Source organism: Acinetobacter soli (assembly GCF_018139125.1).
In the GTDB taxonomy this organism is placed as follows: Bacteria; Pseudomonadota; Gammaproteobacteria; order Pseudomonadales; family Moraxellaceae; genus Acinetobacter; species Acinetobacter soli.
Window position 1 is genome coordinate 3,150,373 of sequence record NZ_CP073241.1, and the last position, 18,596, is coordinate 3,168,968.

Below are 18,596 nucleotides of genomic sequence, written 5' to 3' on the forward strand. Positions count from 1 at the left end.
TTGGTATGGTCACAGTACGTGAGCAGTTGCCTGAGCGACTTTCAGAGTTAGCTGAGGAAACGACTGTAGAACATGCCGAAAAAACCCAGCTCGATTTGGCCGCTTGGGTGAAGCGAGTGGGGGATATTTTAGACGGGGCTGAGCTAAAACAACTTGAAAAAGTCGCTCAACTCACCTTAAAGAGTGAGCTTGAAAGCACTGTCAATCATCCATCTAATACCTTTACTACGGGTATTGGAATGGCCGATATTTTGGCGCATTTGCATGTCGATGAAGACACCTTATCCGCTGCTGTACTGTATCGAAGTGTTCGTGAGGGCGTGATTCCGCTTAATATTGTTCAAGAAAAATTCGGAGAGCATGTCCATAGCTTGGTCAAAGGCACTTTGGCTATGGGTAAGCTTTCTGAAATGATTGAAAAGAACAAACGTCTGGAAGATCATTTTAATAATAATCAACGTGAGCATCTGTCTGGCATATATAAAATGCTGATCGCCGTGACAGAAGATATTCGTGTGGTACTGATTAAGCTGGCAGAACGAACCTTTGCTTTACGTGAACTGGCTAAATCGTCACGTGAGCGTCAAGAGCGTGTTGCTCGTGAGATTCTTACCATTTATGCACCTTTGGCCCATCGTTTAGGGATTGCCCAGTTAAAATGGGAGCTCGAAGATCTGGCCTTTCGCTACTTGGCTCCAGAGCGTTATAAAGAAATTGCTTCGTTATTAAACGAAAAACGCCTCGAGCGCGAACAGTATATTCAGTTTGTGATCTCGAAGCTCAAAGGTGAATTGGGTGAATACGGCATTGAGGCCGAAATCACGGGTCGGGTCAAACACATTTATTCGATTTATCGAAAAATGAAAAGCAAGAACCTCAGTTTTGATCAGCTTTATGATATTCGCGCACTTCGTGTATTGGTCAAAAATGTGCCTGAGTGCTATCACTCGCTTGGTATTGTGCATCAAATTTGGCGGCATATTCCGCACCAGTTTGATGACTATATTACCAATCCGAAAGCCAATGGTTATCGATCTTTGCACACGGCAGTGATTGCAGAAAACAAATCGCTGGAAGTGCAAATTCGAACCCATGAAATGCACCAAGAAGCCGAACTCGGCGTATGCTCGCACTTTAACTATAAAGAAGGCGCGAAAAATACCGATCACTCGTTTAATCATCGTTTACATTCATTGCGTTCGGTGCTCGAGCATTATCAAGAACGTAACGATTCGACGGTGCATAAAAACGATGATGACACCGAAAATTTTGAAGAAATCCAGAATTTTGAAGATTTTGAAAAAATTTATGTGTTTAGTCGTGATGGCGATATCAGAGAGTTGCCACGCGGTTCAACTGTTCTCGATTTTGCCTACCATGTGCATACCGAAGTCGGGAATAAATGCTACGCTGCACGTGTCAACCAGCGTTATGTTCCGCTGACTTATACCCTGAAAACCGGTGAACAGGTCGAGATTCTGACCAAAAAAGACCGTGAGCCGAACCGTGACTGGTTGGTGAATTCTTTAGGTTATATTCGTACCTCACGTGCCAGAGACAAATTACGCCACTGGTTCCGTCAGCAAGATCGCAGTAAAAACTTGGAGATTGGCAAGGACATTCTGAATAAGGAACTGTCTCGTCTGGCCATTCATCCAAAAAGTATCGATCTGAATGATTACTCGTCGCACTTTAATGTGAAGTCCGGCGATGACATTATGATTGCCTTGGTCAGTGGTGATATCAGCCTACATGCACTGATCAATCAGATTAATCGTCAGATGCATCTGGATCAAGACGAACCTGAGCTGGTGCTCAAACCGACCTTGAATCCGCGTGCCAGCCATACCTTATCGGCGCATGGTATCTTGATCGATGGTCTGGATAATGTCGAACTGCATATTGCCCAGTGCTGCCAGCCCGTACATGGTGAATCGATTGGTGGATATATCACTTTAAATCGCGGTGTGAGTATTCACAAGATTGGCTGTCCAGATTATCAGCGTATGATTAAACTGGAGCCTGAGCGTGCCGTTGAGGCCGATTGGGAAATGCAGCCAACACGAGGTCAAAGCGTACAGATTGTCATTGATGCTTATGATCGTCGTGGTTTACTCAAAGACCTCACGCAAGTGATTTTTTCTGATCAAATCAATATTCGTCAGGTCAATACCATTTCAGAAGCCGATGGTATTGCCAATATGAAACTGTTGATTGAAGTGAAAGGGCTGGCTCAACTGTCACGTTTGTTGGCACGTTTGGAGCAGCAACCGGGTATCATTAGCGCACGTCGTCTGATACAAGGCAACTAAGTCAAAATTATAAAAAAAGGTCTGCATTAGCAGGCCTTTTTTATATCTATTTTATTTAGTCGCGTCGAGAGAGCCAGAGGTTGCTCAAGCGATTCAGCACCTGCGGACTGAGCTTGGATAGCTGAAACATGATCTTGGCCTTAAAACCCACTGGGGTATGGGTTGGGCATAAACCGCGATCTGTGGCTTGGGCCAAGCGAAAGACCTCGCATGCAACATCCTGAGCGCTCAATTGCACCCCCATATGCTCAATACTGGCTGCATTCATCTGCTCGACCATGGCGGTTTGAACAAAAAGCGGCATGACATCCAGTACGCGTATTTTGTATTTTGACCACTCGACATCGAGTGCTTCGGTTAGTCCGCGCACGGCAAACTTACTGGCTGAATACGATGCTAGATCAGCCTGCCCATAAATTGCCGAGGCGGAAGAGAGATTAATCACACGTGCATGGTGCGCTTTTTGAAGGTAAGGCAAGGCAGCATGACACCCATTGAGCACACCGCCGACATTGATTTGATGTGTACGCTGATGATGGGCGATCGGGGTGTCTTCAAATGGCCCCGAATACAAAACACCGGCATTGTTGACCAGAATATTCAGTGCTCCAGCCCAAGTTTCAAAATTTGCCAGTGCAACTTGCCAAGCTGAGTAATCACAAACGTCCAGATATCCTGCAAACGCGCGCTCACCAAGCTCACGCTGTAAAGCCTTGACCTGTTCAACTTGTACATCAAACAATCCGACATAGTAGCCGTGTTGATAAAAAATCCGAGCAATTTCGGCGCCAATCCCTTGCCCTGCACCTGTAATAAAAACAGTTTTGTTCATCATTGCACTCATTATTTTAAGATGAATCGGTTGTGATCTTACGCCGAGTTTTGGCATCATGGCAAGGGTGACAATCTCGTGCCTGCTGGCGCTGCCTTACAAGTTTTTAAAGGAACGAAACATGGATCAATTACTACAGATTATGCGTACCTTACGTGAAAATTGTCCGTGGGATCGTGAGCAAACCCCTCAGCGCCTCACTCGCTATGCCATTGAAGAAGCATATGAAGTTGAAGCTGCCGTGCAGAGTGGAGATCTCAAAGAGATTCGTGAGGAACTGGGAGATTTGCTTTTACAAGTGGTGTTTCAGTCACAGATGTATCAAGAGCAAGGCGCATTTGATTTTTACGATGTGGTGCAAACCCTGACAGAAAAACTGATTCGTCGCCATCCGCATGTGTTTGATGCGGCATCATTCAATGCGCTTACGCCTGAAGAGGTGAGCCATTTATGGCAGCAGATCAAACACAAAGAAAAGCAAGGAAAACCACGATCCAGACTGGATGAGACCAAACCAGGGCCTGCACTCAATCAATCACAGGCGATTCAAAAAACGGCTGCCCAGCTTGGATTTGATTTTGAAACGCCTCAAGATGCGTTTGAAAAACTCAAAGAAGAACTGAATGAGTTTGAGCAGGCCATGCAGGAGCAGTCACCCGATCATATTTTTGAAGAATTTGGTGATTGTTTATTTTCTTTGGTGAATGTTGGACGTAAACTAGGCCTCTCCAGTGAAGCTGCATTGCTGGCCACGATTCACAAATTTAGACAGCGCTTTGCTTATATAGAAGCGCAAGCACAGCATCAAGATAAAGTGCTTGAAGACATGACGCTCCAAGAGATGGATCAGTTGTGGGATCAGGCCAAAGAATATTTAAAAACGGTTCATACATGATGATTCGAATTTTTTATAGCGCCTTGTGCGCGCTACTGACCAGTTTACTATTCAGTTCAAGTTTGTATGCTCAGGCGTTTGACCAGCAATACCAAGCGTGGAAAAGCCAGCAACAGGCACACGACGCACGACTACAGTCATCTCACTCCAATCATTATTTAGCCAAACCTTCCTTGCAGGCAAACACAGGCCCTAAAGTGAATATCAATACTGCGACAGCCAAAGACTTGCAGCAGTTACATGGGGTAGGAGAGAAAAAGGCACTCTCAATTGTAGAGTATCGTCAGCAATACGGACGCTTTAACTCAGTAGATGATTTACAGAAAGTGAAAGGTATTGGGCCTAAATTCATTGAAAAAAATCGTCATCGCTTGGCCATTTAAACTGTGTTGAGCGATCAAGATGAACCTGTTAAAGCAGTGAGAGAATCAAATTGCCCTTTACTCAGGTTAGAGATATGATTAGCAACATCTTATTATTAACGTCCTGACGTAGGAGACAGCGTCTTTTGCAAACTTTGCGCGCGTCAAAATGTGGGCTATCAACCACACAGTTACCTGCTTCAATTTTAGATGTGATCGATAGTCTCACCAAAGCAGGCTATGAAGCATACATTGTGGGTGGGGGAGTTCGAGATTTAATGCTCGGGCTTAATCCAAAGGATTTCGATGCTGTAACCAATGCAACACCTTCACAGGTCAAAGAGGTTTTTGGGCGTCGATGCCGTATTATTGGTCGTCGTTTTGAGTTGGCACATGTCTATTCTGGGCGTGAGCTGATTGAGGTTGCGACCTTTCGAGCACCACCCAAAAAAGCGGTGACCAGTGCTTCGGGCATGATTTTACGTGATAACAACTGGGGAACCATCGAGCAAGACTTTGCCCGACGCGATTTCTCTATCAATACGCTGTACTATCAGCCACGTAAAGGGATTGTGCTGGATTTTTGTGATGCTGTTGCTGATATCAAAAGTAAAACATTGCGTCTGCTAGGTGATCCTACACAGCGTTTTGAAGAAGATCCGGTGCGCATGCTCCGAACATTGCGCTTTGCTGCAAAACTCGACTTTACGATCGACCCAGAGATTCTCAAAATTTTTGATGTCGAGATGACTCAATTGCTGCGCGATGTATCACCACATCGACTTTATGATGAATCACAAAAGCTCTTTACTATGGGGCATCTGGCACGCGTGTTGCCGATGCTGATTGAGTTTGATATCTGGCGTCAATTGTTTGCCGATGTTAAACCCGATATCACCCCGTTCATTGAGCGTGCTGCGCGTAATACCGATCAGCGTATCCAGATTGGAAAAACCATTAATCCAGCGTTTTTCTATGCTGTACTGTTGTGGCGTTCATTTTCAGATCGCTGCGAGTTTTATTTGCAAAAAGGTGTAGTACCTGCCGAAGCGCGAGCGCAGGCTGGTCTGGATGTGTTAAAACGCCAAGCGACCCGTACTGTGATTCCACGGTTTGCCGAAACCTTTATTCGCGAAGTTTGGGAGATGCAAACCCGACTGCTCAATCCAAAACCACAGCAAATTGAAGCTTTAGCCGGGCATGCACGTTTTAGAGCAGGCTTTGACTTTCTACTACTGCGCGAAAAATCAGGCGATTCAACCACCGAAGGTATGGGCGAGTGGTGGGATCAGTACCAGTTGCTTAATGCAGATGGCAAAGAAGCCATGATTGCGAAGTACAATCGTCAGCGTGCTAAATCGCGCCGTAAGCAACAGCTTGATCCAGTCGATACACGTGAAAGTTTAGACATCGAGCCATTGGTTGATGTGCCTGAACCACGTAATCGTCGTGACCGACGTGCACAAAGCAAGCCTGAATCACGTGAGCCACGTCATCAGGGGGCTACGCAGTCGCGTGCAACTGAGAGTGGGGTATCTGCCGATCATCCTATTCTTAAGCGCAAGCGCGTTCAGCGTGATCTACAGCACGTGGTTTTCGGGCCGACACAATGAGTTACACCACATATATTGGGATGGGCAGTAATCTGGGTGAGTCACGTGAGATTCTGCGCAGTGCTGTAGAGCAGCTGAAACAGCTTGGACAGGTTCGAGTTTCAAGGTTGTATGAAAGCCCACCCATGGGGCCGCAAGATCAACCGCATTATTTAAATGCAGTGGTACAGCTTGAAACAACACTTAGTCCGCTTGAACTACTCGATCATTTACAGCAGTTTGAACAGGATGCAGGACGTGTGCGTTTGCGCCGCTGGGGTGAGCGCACCTTAGATCTGGATTTGCTGTTGTATGCTGATCAAGAGATTCAGCATGAGCGGCTTACGGTTCCACATGTCGGGCTTTTGGAGCGCGATTTTGTGGTGGTGCCCTTATTGGATCTGAATAAGAACCTTGTCGTAAAAGGTCAATATTTAAATGAGTTAAAGCTGGCACAGGCGCCGTCGCTGACAGTTTTGGCAGCGAGTGACTGGGCTGAATAAGCGCGTTTCTATGTGGAAACGTCGATAGAGGACATCGTAATGATTAGTCTAAGTGACTTAAAAAAATTTAAATCGCAGGGGCGTAAATTTTCCTGCCTGACTTGCTACGATGCAAGCATGGCCAAAGCCATGGAAATCGCTCAAGTCGATTCGATTTTGATTGGTGACTCTTTGGGTATGGCCATCCAGGGGCATGACTCGACACTACCTGTTACGGTCGAAGATATGGCCTATCACACTGCGGCAGTTCGTCGTGGTAATCAGCATGCCTTTATCATGACAGACTTGCCATTTATGAGTTATGCCACCTTACAAGATGCCCTGAAAAGTGCCAAACAGGTCATGCAGGCGGGCGCTCAAATGATCAAGATTGAAGGCGGAGCATGGCTCAGCGAATCGGTTCGTGTTTTGACACAAAACGGTATTCCTGTATGTGTACACTTAGGCCTTACACCACAATCGGTCCATGTTTTTGGTGGCTATAAACTGCAAGCGAAAACACGCGATGCCGCAGATCGTCTGATTGCAGACTGTCAGGCTGTGGTTGATGCGGGTGCTGCGATCTTATTGCTCGAATGCGTGCCAGCACAGCTAGGCGAAGAAATTGCACAGCTCTTTCCTGAAGTGCCCGTGATTGGCATTGGTGCAGGCAACCAGACTGATGGTCAGGTGCTGGTGGTGCAAGATATGCTTGGACTTACCTTTGGCAAACTGGCACGTTTTGTCCGTAATTTTATGAAAGAACAATCCGGCGATACGGCAATTGTGGATGCTATGAAAGCTTATCACGCTGCAGTTCAAGACCAGAGTTTCCCTGCACCCGAACATACTTTTCAGGTAGAGCTGTAATTTATGAAAACCGAAACCACGATTCAGGGATTAACAGCTTCACTTCATCCTGCACGTAGCTCAAGAAAGATTATTGGTTTTGTACCAACCATGGGGAATTTGCATCAAGGACATTTGAACCTTGTTCGCGAAGCAAAAAAACTGTGTGACATTGTGGTGGTCAGTATTTTTGTCAATCCGATCCAGTTTGGTGAAGGTGAGGATTTTGAAAACTATCCGCGGACATTAGAGCAAGACAGTCATCTGCTGGCCGATGTGGGCTGCGATATCTTGTTTGCACCTACGGTTGAGCAAATGTATGGCAAGCAGCCACGTTTAACCAATATTTCGGTGGCCGAGATCACTGATGATTTATGTGGTAAGTCGCGTCCTGGACATTTTGATGGTGTGGCTGTCGTGGTCACCAAGCTGTTTAATATTGTGCAGCCCAATGTAGCTTTTTTTGGTCAAAAAGACTATCAACAGCTCGCAGTGATTCGTCAATTGGTTCAAGACTTGAATCTGCCGATTGATATTATTGGCGTGCCAATTGCACGTGCAGCAGATGGGTTGGCGCTCAGCTCGCGTAACGGATATTTGTCTGAGGCCGATCGTCAAACCGCACCGACCATCTATCAAGCCTTAAAACATGCAGAAGTACAATTGCATGCAGGTGAGACGCTAGAGTCGGTATTGGCCACCATCAAAGCGACATTGAGCAATGCCGGTTTTAAGGTCGATTATGTAGAAGCGCGACAGCCAAATTTGCAGCCTGTCTCAAATTTTGATCGAGATCTGGTGCTGTTTATTGCAGCCAAGCTGGGCAATACGCGACTTATCGACAATTTGCAGGTCAAGTTTAAGGCATAATTTCGACAGGACAACCATGCCATGAAACGTATTCTTATCGTCACAGGTCAATCAGGTTCCGGAAAATCCTCGGCACTACAGGTACTTGAAGACTTGGGTTACTACTGTATAGATAATTTGCCTTTGGCATTGTTGCCAGAAATTGTCGCCAAGCTGGATCATGAAAATAATCTGGAGCAACTGGCTCTTGGGGTAGATGTGCGAAGCACGCGCGCAGATATGCAGGAATTTGACCTGGTGTTTGAGCAATTGCAAAAGCATGGAACGGTCGATGTGATTTATTTGACGACACAAGATCAGGAACTGATTGCCAGATTTAGCGCGTCGCGTCGTCCGCATCCGTTAGCCAATCGCTTTAAAAGCCTGACGGAATGTATTCAGGAAGAAAAACAACTGCTGCTTCCGATTCAGTTTCGCTCGACCGTGCACATCGATACCACCGACAAAAGCGTGCATGATCTGAAACATACGCTGTTGTCTAAATTGGGCCAGTCCGACAAACTGATTCTGATCTTGCAGTCTTTTGGTTACAAACATGGTATTCCACTTGATGCAGACTATGTTTTTGACGTACGGCATTTACCAAATCCGCATTGGGATTTAGAATTACGTCGTTTTTCGGGTTTAGATGAACCCGTTCGTCAGTTTCTGGAAGCCAGTGATCAAACCAATGAAATGTTTGATGACGTATTTCACTTTCTGGACAAATGGTTGCCTGTGTTTGCAGAAGGGCATCGTCATTACATGACGATCTCGATCGGCTGTACGGGTGGTCAGCATCGTTCAGTTTATATTGTAGATAGACTAAAAAAAGCGCTTGAGGCAAAATGGTCTATTCAGGTCTTACACAGAGAAATGAAGCACTGGTCATGATTGATACCACGCTAGATGTCATTAACAAACTTGGCTTGCATGCACGCGCATCTGGAAAGCTGATTGAAGTCACCACCAAGTTCCGCTCGTCTATCCAGATTGGTAAAGGCGATAAACTGGTCGATGCAAAAAACATTATGTCCTTACTGATGCTCGGAGCCGGTAAGGGAACCACTTTGCGTTTAGTGATTGAAGGTGCGGATGAAGAAAAAGCACAGGAAGAAATTCAGGCACTATTCGCTGCAAAATTTTATGAGGCAGATTAATCGTGGCACGTCGTACCCAGCGTTTTAATGAAGATGATTTCGATTCTTTAGAAGGACGTGCGAGCAAAACTGAGCAAAAAAAAGCTGTACAGCGTATGGCAGCATTAGGTGAGCAACTGGCTCAGCTTTCGGCAAAACAGATTCAAAAACTCCCAGTAGATGAACGTTTGATTGATGCCTTGCTAGATGTTCAAACCATTAGCTCATTCGAAGCAAAACGCCGACAGTATCAGCGTATCGGCAAATTACTCCGTAATGAAGATGAAACGGTGATTTTATCGTATCTGACGCCTCAACAAGGTGCAAAGAAACAAGCACAGTTGCAACGTTGGGTTGATCGGATGATCGAGCAGGGTGACCCAGCTGTCAACGAGTTCAGTAAATTGCACAATGCATCAGAACGTCATACCTTGCGTCAGCATGTATTGCGTATTCAGCGCGATATTACTCAAGGCGCAGGTGAAGAGGAACTGGCTGCTTCGAAGCTGAAGTTTTTCAATTATGTACAGCAAGTGGCTTTGCTATCAGATAACTAACAGTGTTCTGACAAAATATCAGCCATAGTTTGTGCTGATACAATTCGTTTAAAAGATTCTTGTCAAAAAAGCCCGTTCAATTTGCATGAGCGGGCTTTTTAACTTCAATGAAAATTAGCCAAATTCGCCTACTGCACGCTCTTTGGCCCATTCACGTAAAATAAATTTCTGTAGTTTTCCCGTCGATGTTTTCGGAATTTCGGCAATCACTACATCTTTGGGTACTTTAAAGCGTGCCAGTTCTTTTTTGCAATGCTCCATGATTTCTTCAGGTGTAGCCTCTGCATGCTGTTTTAACTCGATAAATGCGCAGGGAACCTCTTGCCATTGCGGATCGGGTTTGGCCACGACTGCTGCGGTCAACACGGCAGGATGACGGTATAGCACCTCTTCAATTTCTAAAGAGGAAATGTTTTCTCCTCCTGAAATGATCACATCTTTAGCTCGATCAGTAATTTTGGCATAACCATCGGGCTGACAAACGGCCAGATCGCCAGAATGAAACCAGCCTCCTGCAAATGCCGCCTGAGTGGCTTCAGGGTTTTTCAGGTAGCCTTTCATTACGATATTGCCGCGAAACATGATCTCACCAAGTGTTTCACCATCTGCAGGTACGGGCTTTAGGGTCTCGGGGTCTAAAACGCGCATACTGTCTTGAAGCGGATAGGGCACACCCTGACGTGCATGTAATTTGGCCTGTTCTTCTAGGCTCAGGTCATTCCAGCCAGCCTGTGCAGCACATAGCCCAGATGGGCCGTAGGTTTCAGTCAATCCATACACATGCGTGACATTTACGCCTAACTTACGCATGCCTTCGATAATCGCGGCAGGCGGTGCAGCACCTGCAACGAGTACCTCAACACGATGTTCAAAGGCAATCTGCTGATTTTTAGGGGCATTAATCAACATCGAAAGTACAATTGGCGCACCACAAAAATACTCGATCTGATGCTTTTCGATCAGTTGAAAGACCAAAGCTGGATCAACTTTACGCAAGCAGTAGTTGGTACCGCCATTGGCAGCAATCGTCCAAGCAAAACACCAGCCGTTGCAATGAAATAAAGGCAGAGTCCAGAGATATTTGGCGCGAGGTGTCATGCCGCAAGCCATCATATTGCTGGCCGCATTCAGGTAAGCACCGCGATGGTGATATACCACTCCCTTGGGATTACCCGTCGTGCCTGATGTGTAATTTAAACTGATGGCATCCCATTCGTCGTCGGGAAGTGTCCATTCAAATTCGGGATCTCCCTCACAGAGCCAATCTTCGTATTCAATTTCACCAATCGGCGGGCTAAAACAGTTTTCATATTCTGCGTCGTCGACATCGATCACAAAAATATCCTGCTTCACCAGCGAGAGGGCAGCTTTGGCCAGTCCAGCAAATTCCTGATCGACCAATAAGACCTTGCTTTCAGCATGTTCAAGCATAAAAGCCACAGTTTTGGCGTCGAGTCGGGTATTGATGGTATTGAGTACCGCGCCACTCATGGGCACTGCAAAATGTGCTTCAATCATGGCAGGCACGTTGGGTAACAATACCGACACGGTATCGTTTTTTTGAATCCCGAGTTGTTTAAGCTGGGCTGCAAATTGTCGGCAACGCTGATACGTTTCTTTCCATGTAATCACGCGTGAACCGTGAACGATTGCAGCCTGCTCGGCATAAATATAGGCTGCGCGTTCTAAAAATCGTAATGGTGATAATGCAACAAAATTCGCGGGCGTGCGTGGAAACTCATCATAAGCACTCACCATGTCTCTACTCCATCTAATTGTTCTAATCTGCTTGAAAAGATAGGCGCTTGAAGGCTTCAATTCATTTATGCTTTAGTCTTAGGCCGCATACTTTGTCTCAATCAATGGGCGCTTTATACTCATCTTTTCTAATTATTTTTTAGCGCCAAAAAACCAGTGCTGTCTATAGTGCATGCGTTACAAATCAGCACGACATCTTGAATATACGGTTTGCAGCCCCATAAAATTTATGATTTTGAATCAAATTGCTCTTTTATTGATGAATAGGTTTGCAGTGTGGTCGAAGAGGTGTAAAATTCCGGTTCGATTTAATTTAACCCATCCACCGTTTTTATCTTTTGAGGCTTTCCTCGATCATAATCTCGCGGTGATATGCTCCATTGTGCGGGGCATCACTCCTTAAGGATTTTTTTATGCCAATTATCACATTGCCAAATGGTGATCAAAAATCATTTGATCAGCCTGTATCTGTTATGCAAGTCGCCCAAAGTATAGGGCCTGGCCTTGCAAAAAACACCGTTGCAGGTCGAGTGAACGATCGCCTGGTCGATGCATGTGATCTCATCACTGAAGATGCGACATTACAAATTATTACTCCAAAAGACCCAGAAGGTGTCGAAATCATTCGCCATTCTTGTGCACATTTGGTTGGCCATGCGGTTAAGCAATTGTTCCCTGATGTACAGATGGTGATTGGTCCGGTCATCGAAGAAGGGTTTTACTACGACATCTTTAGTCCAAAACCTTTTACGCTAGACGACATGGCTGCAATCGAAGCACGCATGAAGCAGCTGATCGATCAAGACTATGATGTCATTAAGAAAATGACGCCTCGTGAAGAGGTTATTAAAGAATTCTCAGCGCGTGGTGAAACTTACAAGCTGCGTTTGATCGATGATATGCCTGATGAAACGGCAATGGGTTTATATTTCCATCAGGAATATGTGGACATGTGTCGTGGACCACATGTGCCAAATACCAAATTCTTGAAAAACTTTAAATTGACCAAGATTTCGGGTGCATACTGGCGCGGTGATGCGAAAAATGAACAGTTGCAGCGTATTTACGGTACAGCATGGGCAGACAAAAAAGAGCTGGCTGCATATGTAAAACGTATTGAAGAAGCTGAAAAACGTGACCACCGTAAAATCGGTAAGGCACTGAATCTGTTTCATATGCAAGAAGAAGCACCGGGTATGGTGTTTTGGCACGCCAATGGCTGGACGATTTATCAAGCGCTTGAACAATACATGCGTAAAGTTCAGCAAGACAACGGCTACCAAGAAGTCCGTACGCCGCAAATTGTCGACTTTACGCTTTGGGAAAAGTCGGGACATGCTGCCAACTATGCAGAAAACATGTTTACCACACATTCAGAAAGCCGTAACTATGCCGTTAAGCCAATGAACTGTCCGTGTCACGTACAGGTGTTCAATCAAGGCTTGAAATCGTACCGTGACCTTCCTGTGCGTTTGGCCGAGTTTGGTTCGTGTCACCGTAACGAGCCGTCAGGTTCATTGCACGGTATTATGCGTGTGCGTGGCTTTACGCAAGACGATGGACATATCTTCTGTACCAAAGAACAGATTGGCAAGGAAGTGGCAGACTTTATTCAATTGACGCTTGATGTCTATAAAGACTTCGGTTTTGAAGATGTACAAATGAAATTGTCTACGCGTCCTGAAAAACGTGTGGGTGATGATGCACTTTGGGATCTTGCAGAAAAATCTTTGGCAGATGCTTTGGATGCTGCGGGTCTTGAGTGGGAATTACAGCCGGGTGAAGGTGCATTCTACGGTCCGAAAATCGAATTTTCATTGAAAGACTGCTTGGGCCGTGTCTGGCAGTGCGGTACTATTCAATGTGACTTCAACTTGCCAATCCGTCTAGATGCCTCTTTTGTGACAGAAGACAATGAACGTGACCAGCCTGTGATGTTGCATCGTGCAATACTTGGCAGTTTCGAGCGTTTTATTGGTATACTTATTGAACACTATGCTGGGTTTATGCCACCTTGGTTGGCGCCTGTACAAGCATGTGTGATGAATATTACCGATTCTCAAGCTCAAGCCTGTGAATCTGTAGTGGCAAAACTCAAAGAAAATGGTCTTAGAGCGATTTCTGACTTGAGAAATGAGAAAATCGGCTTTAAGATTCGTGAGCGTACACTTGAGCGTATTCCGTACCTTTTAGTATTAGGTGACCGCGAGGTTGAGGAAGGTACTGTTAATGTTCGTACTCGCTCAGGAAAAAATTTAGGTACCATGTCAATCGATGCATTCGTCGACTTGGTGAAATCTGCCGTTGCCGAACGTGGCCGGTACATTGTGGAGTAAGAGAGATTAAACAGCCTGACCGTAACCAACAACAAGGTGCAAAGAGTAACCGTCCTGCGATTAATGACGAGATTCGTTCTAAAGAAGTGCGTCTCGTTGGTGCAGATGGGGAACAAAAAGGAATCGTTTCATTAAATGAAGCGTTGCGTGCTGCAGAAGAAGTCGAACTCGATTTGGTCGAGATCGTGGCGAATGCAGAACCACCTGTTTGTAAAATCATGGATTACAACAAGCACTTGTTTGACCTAAAGCAAAAGCAAAAAGATGCGAAGAAAAAACAGCATCAGGTGCAAGTGAAAGAAATCAAACTACGTCCAGCAACGGATGTAGGTGATTATCAGGTCAAACTTCGTGCGATTTTAAAGTTCCTTGAAGAAGGTAACAAAGTTAAAATCACATTGCGTTTCCGTGGTCGTGAAATGGCACATCAACAGTTGGGTCTTGCTCAGTTGCAAAAAATTGAAGCAGACGTGACAGATTATGGTGTTGTTGAACAAGCACCAAAAATGGAAGGTCGTCAAATGGGTATGTTACTTGGACCGAAAAAGAAAAAGTAAGTTATATCCAAATAAAAAACGCAGCCTAATCGCTGCGTTTTTTTATGACTGAATTTATTCGTCGCGGTTTTCAATTTTGCTCACGGTCTTTGATGAACCGATCGGAATATGGCGCGGCAATTTCTCTTCAGGAATTATGCGTTGCAATTCAATCTTGAGTAGACCATTTGCATAATCGGCCTGCTGCACTTCAATATGTTCATCTAAACGTAACGACAATTTAAATGAACGACGTGCGATGCCTTTATGTAAATATTCTACCGCTACATTTTGCTGCTCTTCATCTGGTTTACCCGAAATGGTCAGCACCTGATTTTCGAGATGAATACTAAGCTCATTTTGATCGAAGCCTGCGGTTGCAACCACGATTTTATATTGGTTATCACCGAGTTTTTCGATGTTATACGGCGGATAGTTAGGTGCTTCAGATTGCATCGCATAATCAAATAAATCATTTAAACGATCAAAACCGATGCTACGACGAAATAACGGACTTAGACTTACAGTACTCATTGATAAAACCTCCTGATGGTTCAGCAAAGTCTATAAATAAGAAATATGCATTGTGATAACTGTGCATCCACAATTCATGTGCAATATCAGATGATCATTGCCTTTTTAGATATAAGTTCACTTATCATTTTTTCAAGGATAATTTTTAAAATTCTCATCTTATGATTTTCTTTAAGGTTGTTAAGCAAAGTGACTGTTAGAATAAAACCTGTTTGATGCTGCTTCTAAAACATGAAAATCATGTTATAAACGTACACAAACAATCATAGATAGAAAAATAGGATAAGAAGGTATTTCATGATCGACCTATATTATTGGGGTACACCCAATGGACACAAAATCACCATCGCACTTGAAGAAATGGGATTGGAATACAAGATTTATCCCATCAATATCCTAGACAACGATCAGTTTCAGCCTGATTTTTTACGCATCTCACCAAATAACAAAATTCCTGCAATCGTCGATCAAAACGGCCCACATGGCCAACCGATTTCAATTTTTGAGTCGGGTGCTATCTTGCAATATTTAGGCAGAAAAACCGGCATGTTTTATCCGACCGATGAGCAGGCGCGCGTAGAAGTTGAACAATGGTTGATGTGGCAAATGGGTGGATTTGGCCCGATGCTTGGACAAAACCACCATTTTGGCCGCTTTGCACCAGAAAAAATTCCGTATGCGATTGATCGCTATGTTACAGAAAGTAAGCGTTTATACAAGGTGCTCAATACCCAGTTGATTGGTCAGAAGTTTGTGGCAGGTGAGTATTCAATTGCAGACATGGCGATTCTGCCTTGGGCACTGCGTCATGAATGGCAGTCGATTGATCTGCACGACTATCCGTATGTGCAGGATTATATTGAGCGTTTAACCGCTCGACCGGCTGTACAAAAAGCCTTATCGTTGAGTATTGTTTAAATTGGCGTTGCCAAATCATGTACCGTGCGTGTTGATCAAATGTCCATAATGATGGACATTTTTTATTAATCTGACATAGTAGTCCATCGATTTATTCATCTTACTCAATACAGCATGATGCAGTATCTGGCGTTATTTATTTCAGCCTTTGGTGCAGCAACCTTGTTGCCCTTACAGTCTGAAGCGGTACTCTTTTCATTTTTAGCATTGAAGCAACAACCCGCCGTTGTACTTCTTCTGGTGGCGACGGTTGGCAATGTACTTGGCTCATGCGTTAATTGGTGGCTCGGTATCAAGATTGAGCAGTTCAAACATAAAAAATGGTTTCCGGTTTCGCAGCAACATATGCAAAAGGCACAGGCGATTTATCATCGTTATGGGTTTTATTCGTTGCTTTTAAGCTGGGTACCGATTATTGGTGATCCGATTACCCTTATTGCGGGTGTGTTAAAAGAAAACTTTTATCGTTTTTTGTTGATGGTCACCATCGCCAAGGCAGGGCGTTATTTGTGTATTTATTTGCTCTACCTTGGCGTGATGTGATGCTTAAGTCACGTGACACAATTACTGACAGGCATCTAAAGAGAAATTGATTTTATCGCTCAGCGTCGATTTTTTATAAAGCCATAGGGTTTTACTGACCTCAACTTTGGCCCCCATTACGGCTTGCATCACTTTTTCATCCAGCGCGTAAATACCCGAACCTTTCTTGATTTTAACGCGTGTGACGTTTCCGGCCTTATCGACCTTAAAGCTCAACCGAACGTAACGGTCTTTGCCTTTGAGTTCATCACGATCAACTTGTAATGATGGTTGTTCGATATAGCGAAAGGGGACTTTTTTATCTTGCTGTTGCTTACGCCAGTGTTCAGAATCAAAACGATAGACACAATCGTTAGATTTCAGCGCATGCGCGATTTTTAGGGTAAAGGCCTGATATCCAATGGTTGGAACGGCTGTGTCATCGACCTGAAACGGTTGAATCAAAGCCGCTTTGGTGGCATTGATCAGCATATTGTCCAGTTTGGAAAGTCCAGTACTTTCCTGAATCGTCGCTTGCGTGATTTGCCCGGTTTCATCGGCAACAACCCTCACAATTGCAGCACGATCTTGTTGATTTAAATCGGCATCTGAATATTCAAGTTGAGGCGTTCTGGCCCATTGTAGGCGCGTGGTTAAATGTGCAGGCAGTGCAGCACTTTTTTGAGCGCTCAGTTGCACATTGGCTGCAGGTGACTGTGCATGGCTATGCGCAAAGGGCACGCAAAGGAGTAAAGACAAATAAACAAAGGCTTTCATACGTCGTTCTTTATAGGAAATTAAAATTAAAATATTGCGAAAGTATTCCCTGTTTAAAGAATACTCGCAACAAGAAAATGTCTAATGTTCTGAACTTTTAGTGATATCGACTTTAAATAGGTCTTTGGTCTTGGCCCAACTCAGTGCCACCACCACGAGGGTCATACAGCCACCAAATACCGTTGCTGCGATGGTTCCCATATATTTTGCTGCCAGCCCCGATTCAAATGCACCCAGTTCGTTACTGCTAGAAACAAACATACCGTTGACTGCTGCAACGCGTCCACGCATATTTTCAGGTGGAAAAATCTGCAAAATCGTTTGACGAACCACCACGGAAATACTGTCGCATGCACCGGTCATGGCCAGTGCGAAGAGCGAAAGCCACATGTGGGTTGAAAATGCAAACACAAGGGTAAAACCACCAAAGCCTGCCACTGCCAAAAGCATATTGCGCCAAGCATGCTGAGTCGGTGGAAAACGTGTTAGCGCAATCATGGTGATCAGCGCGCCAATGGATGGTGCTGCCCGTAAATAGCCGAGTCCCGCTGGACCAACTTTTAAAATATCTTCAGCAAAAATAGGCAGTAAGGCAATCACGCCACCAAATAAAACTGAAGCCAGATCTAATGAAATCGCCCAAAGTACAATTTTAGTTTTCCAGATAAAGCGAAATCCTTCACTTAAACTACTCCATAACTGATCATGTTCAATGGCAGGAAAAACACGCTTTTTGAGTAAAGAAATTAGAACAAAGCAGACAAATAGCAATATGGCCACACTAATAAGACTGGTTTCTCGACCTAAATATGCCAGCATAAAACCGCCCAGCATCGGACCAATAATCACACCACTTTGCCAGCCAATCGTGGTCCATGTGGCACCATTGGCATAGAGTTCACGCGGGATGAGAAAGGGTTTAAGTGATGTGGCCGACGGGTTATAAAAGCCGCGTATCGTACCGAGTGCAAAAATTACGGCATAAATTCCTAAAGCTAAGCTGTGGGTGGATAAGTGTCCGAGCGTATAAGCATGAAATAACCCCAAAAGTACCAGAGGCAAAGGAAAGGAGAAAAACAGACAAATTTTCATAATGCGCTGTTTATTGAACTTATCGGCAAAATAGCCACCCCATAGTGAAAGCCCTATAAATGGAATCGCTTCTGCCAGTCCGATCAGGCCCAGAGTCAGTGGATCCTTGGTAATAGTATATAACGAGTACGCAACGATAATTTCTTGAATTAAAATGGCCAGCGTTAAGCAAAACTGGTTGATGGTCACAATAGAGAAATCACGATAGCGTAATGCGGCAAAAGCATCCTGTTGAGCGTTCATAAATATCGTAT

The 18,596-nt window shown here is 44.7% G+C and carries 19 protein-coding genes; 14 read left to right on the plus strand and 5 right to left on the minus strand.

Annotated features, from left to right (window positions below; genetic code table 11):
- Nucleotides 1-5: 5 nt before the first annotated feature.
- Complete coding sequence (locus KCV09_RS14545; RefSeq protein ID WP_004940517.1) at nucleotides 6-2,312, plus strand: RelA/SpoT family protein; 2,307 nt, start codon at nucleotides 6-8, stop codon at nucleotides 2,310-2,312.
- A 55-nt stretch (nucleotides 2,313-2,367) separates the two neighbouring features.
- Here the strand turns inward: KCV09_RS14545 and KCV09_RS14550 are convergent, their stop codons facing one another.
- Complete coding sequence (locus tag KCV09_RS14550; protein WP_004940515.1) at nucleotides 2,368-3,144, minus strand: SDR family oxidoreductase; 777 nt, start codon at nucleotides 3,142-3,144, stop codon at nucleotides 2,368-2,370.
- A 121-nt stretch (nucleotides 3,145-3,265) separates the two neighbouring features.
- Between KCV09_RS14550 and mazG the strand changes: the two genes are divergently transcribed.
- The 9 genes from mazG (at nucleotide 3,266) to yjgA (ending at nucleotide 9,869) form a co-directional block, all read left to right on the plus strand.
- Nucleotides 3,266-4,039 (plus strand): nucleoside triphosphate pyrophosphohydrolase, encoded by a 774-nt coding sequence (gene mazG / locus KCV09_RS14555; protein WP_004945376.1) that lies wholly within the window; start codon nucleotides 3,266-3,268, stop codon nucleotides 4,037-4,039.
- Nucleotides 4,036-4,422: a ComEA family DNA-binding protein gene (locus KCV09_RS14560; RefSeq protein ID WP_212515307.1), complete on the plus strand. Its 387-nt coding sequence runs from the start codon at nucleotides 4,036-4,038 to the stop codon at nucleotides 4,420-4,422. Before mazG ends, KCV09_RS14560 begins: the two co-directional genes overlap by 4 nt.
- Before the next feature lie 125 nt (nucleotides 4,423-4,547).
- Nucleotides 4,548-6,014 carry a polynucleotide adenylyltransferase PcnB gene (gene pcnB / locus KCV09_RS14565; RefSeq protein ID WP_004940506.1) on the plus strand — a complete coding sequence of 489 codons (1,467 nt, stop codon included), beginning with the start codon at nucleotides 4,548-4,550 and terminating at the stop codon, nucleotides 6,012-6,014.
- Nucleotides 6,011-6,496, plus strand: a complete 486-nt coding sequence (gene folK, locus KCV09_RS14570; RefSeq protein WP_212515308.1) for a 2-amino-4-hydroxy-6-hydroxymethyldihydropteridine diphosphokinase — start codon at nucleotides 6,011-6,013, stop codon at nucleotides 6,494-6,496. Before pcnB ends, folK begins: the two co-directional genes overlap by 4 nt.
- Nucleotides 6,497-6,535: 39 nt before the next feature.
- The gene (gene panB / locus KCV09_RS14575; protein ID WP_151814879.1) at nucleotides 6,536-7,345 is read left to right on the plus strand and encodes a 3-methyl-2-oxobutanoate hydroxymethyltransferase; all 810 of its coding nucleotides are present in this window, start codon (nucleotides 6,536-6,538) and stop codon (nucleotides 7,343-7,345) included.
- Nucleotides 7,346-7,348: 3 nt separating this feature from the next.
- Nucleotides 7,349-8,194 (plus strand): pantoate--beta-alanine ligase, encoded by an 846-nt coding sequence (gene panC, locus KCV09_RS14580; protein ID WP_004940498.1) that lies wholly within the window; start codon nucleotides 7,349-7,351, stop codon nucleotides 8,192-8,194.
- 21 nt (nucleotides 8,195-8,215) lie between these two features.
- Nucleotides 8,216-9,067, plus strand: a complete 852-nt coding sequence (rapZ, locus tag KCV09_RS14585; protein WP_004940495.1) for an RNase adapter RapZ — start codon at nucleotides 8,216-8,218, stop codon at nucleotides 9,065-9,067.
- The gene (locus KCV09_RS14590) at nucleotides 9,064-9,333 is read left to right on the plus strand and encodes an HPr family phosphocarrier protein (RefSeq protein ID WP_025096094.1); all 270 of its coding nucleotides are present in this window, start codon (nucleotides 9,064-9,066) and stop codon (nucleotides 9,331-9,333) included. Before rapZ ends, KCV09_RS14590 begins: the two co-directional genes overlap by 4 nt.
- Nucleotides 9,334-9,335: 2 nt before the next feature.
- Nucleotides 9,336-9,869, plus strand: coding sequence for a ribosome biogenesis factor YjgA (gene yjgA, locus KCV09_RS14595; protein ID WP_004940489.1), 534 nt, complete (start codon nucleotides 9,336-9,338; stop codon nucleotides 9,867-9,869).
- A 114-nt stretch (nucleotides 9,870-9,983) separates the two neighbouring features.
- Here yjgA and KCV09_RS14600 read toward each other — a convergent pair whose 3' ends face one another.
- Nucleotides 9,984-11,627 (minus strand): acyl-CoA synthetase, encoded by a 1,644-nt coding sequence (locus KCV09_RS14600; protein WP_004945390.1) that lies wholly within the window; start codon nucleotides 11,625-11,627, stop codon nucleotides 9,984-9,986.
- Nucleotides 11,628-12,040: 413 nt separating this feature from the next.
- Between KCV09_RS14600 and thrS the strand changes: the two genes are divergently transcribed.
- Nucleotides 12,041-13,963, plus strand: coding sequence for a threonine--tRNA ligase (thrS, locus tag KCV09_RS14605; RefSeq protein ID WP_004940482.1), 1,923 nt, complete (start codon nucleotides 12,041-12,043; stop codon nucleotides 13,961-13,963).
- A gap of 5 nt (nucleotides 13,964-13,968) precedes the next feature.
- The gene (infC, locus tag KCV09_RS14610; RefSeq protein ID WP_076033019.1) at nucleotides 13,969-14,520 is read left to right on the plus strand and encodes a translation initiation factor IF-3; all 552 of its coding nucleotides are present in this window, start codon (nucleotides 13,969-13,971) and stop codon (nucleotides 14,518-14,520) included.
- A 54-nt stretch (nucleotides 14,521-14,574) separates the two neighbouring features.
- On the opposite strand, the gene KCV09_RS14615 is transcribed toward infC, so the two are convergent.
- Nucleotides 14,575-15,033 carry an Hsp20 family protein gene (locus KCV09_RS14615; protein WP_212515309.1) on the minus strand — a complete coding sequence of 153 codons (459 nt, stop codon included), beginning with the start codon at nucleotides 15,031-15,033 and terminating at the stop codon, nucleotides 14,575-14,577.
- A 297-nt stretch (nucleotides 15,034-15,330) separates the two neighbouring features.
- Here KCV09_RS14615 and KCV09_RS14620 point away from each other — a divergent pair, with 297 nt between their 5' ends.
- Nucleotides 15,331-15,951 (plus strand): glutathione S-transferase N-terminal domain-containing protein, encoded by a 621-nt coding sequence (locus tag KCV09_RS14620; RefSeq protein ID WP_004940476.1) that lies wholly within the window; start codon nucleotides 15,331-15,333, stop codon nucleotides 15,949-15,951.
- A gap of 117 nt (nucleotides 15,952-16,068) precedes the next feature.
- The gene (locus tag KCV09_RS14625; RefSeq protein WP_025096098.1) at nucleotides 16,069-16,494 is read left to right on the plus strand and encodes a YqaA family protein; all 426 of its coding nucleotides are present in this window, start codon (nucleotides 16,069-16,071) and stop codon (nucleotides 16,492-16,494) included.
- Between the two features lie 21 nt (nucleotides 16,495-16,515).
- On the opposite strand, the gene KCV09_RS14630 is transcribed toward KCV09_RS14625, so the two are convergent.
- Together KCV09_RS14630 and KCV09_RS14635 are read right to left on the minus strand one after the other, a co-directional pair.
- Nucleotides 16,516-17,250, minus strand: a complete 735-nt coding sequence (locus tag KCV09_RS14630) for an energy transducer TonB (protein ID WP_004940472.1) — start codon at nucleotides 17,248-17,250, stop codon at nucleotides 16,516-16,518.
- 81 nt (nucleotides 17,251-17,331) lie between these two features.
- Nucleotides 17,332-18,585, minus strand: coding sequence for an MFS transporter (locus KCV09_RS14635; RefSeq protein ID WP_004940469.1), 1,254 nt, complete (start codon nucleotides 18,583-18,585; stop codon nucleotides 17,332-17,334).
- Nucleotides 18,586-18,596 lie beyond the last annotated feature (11 nt).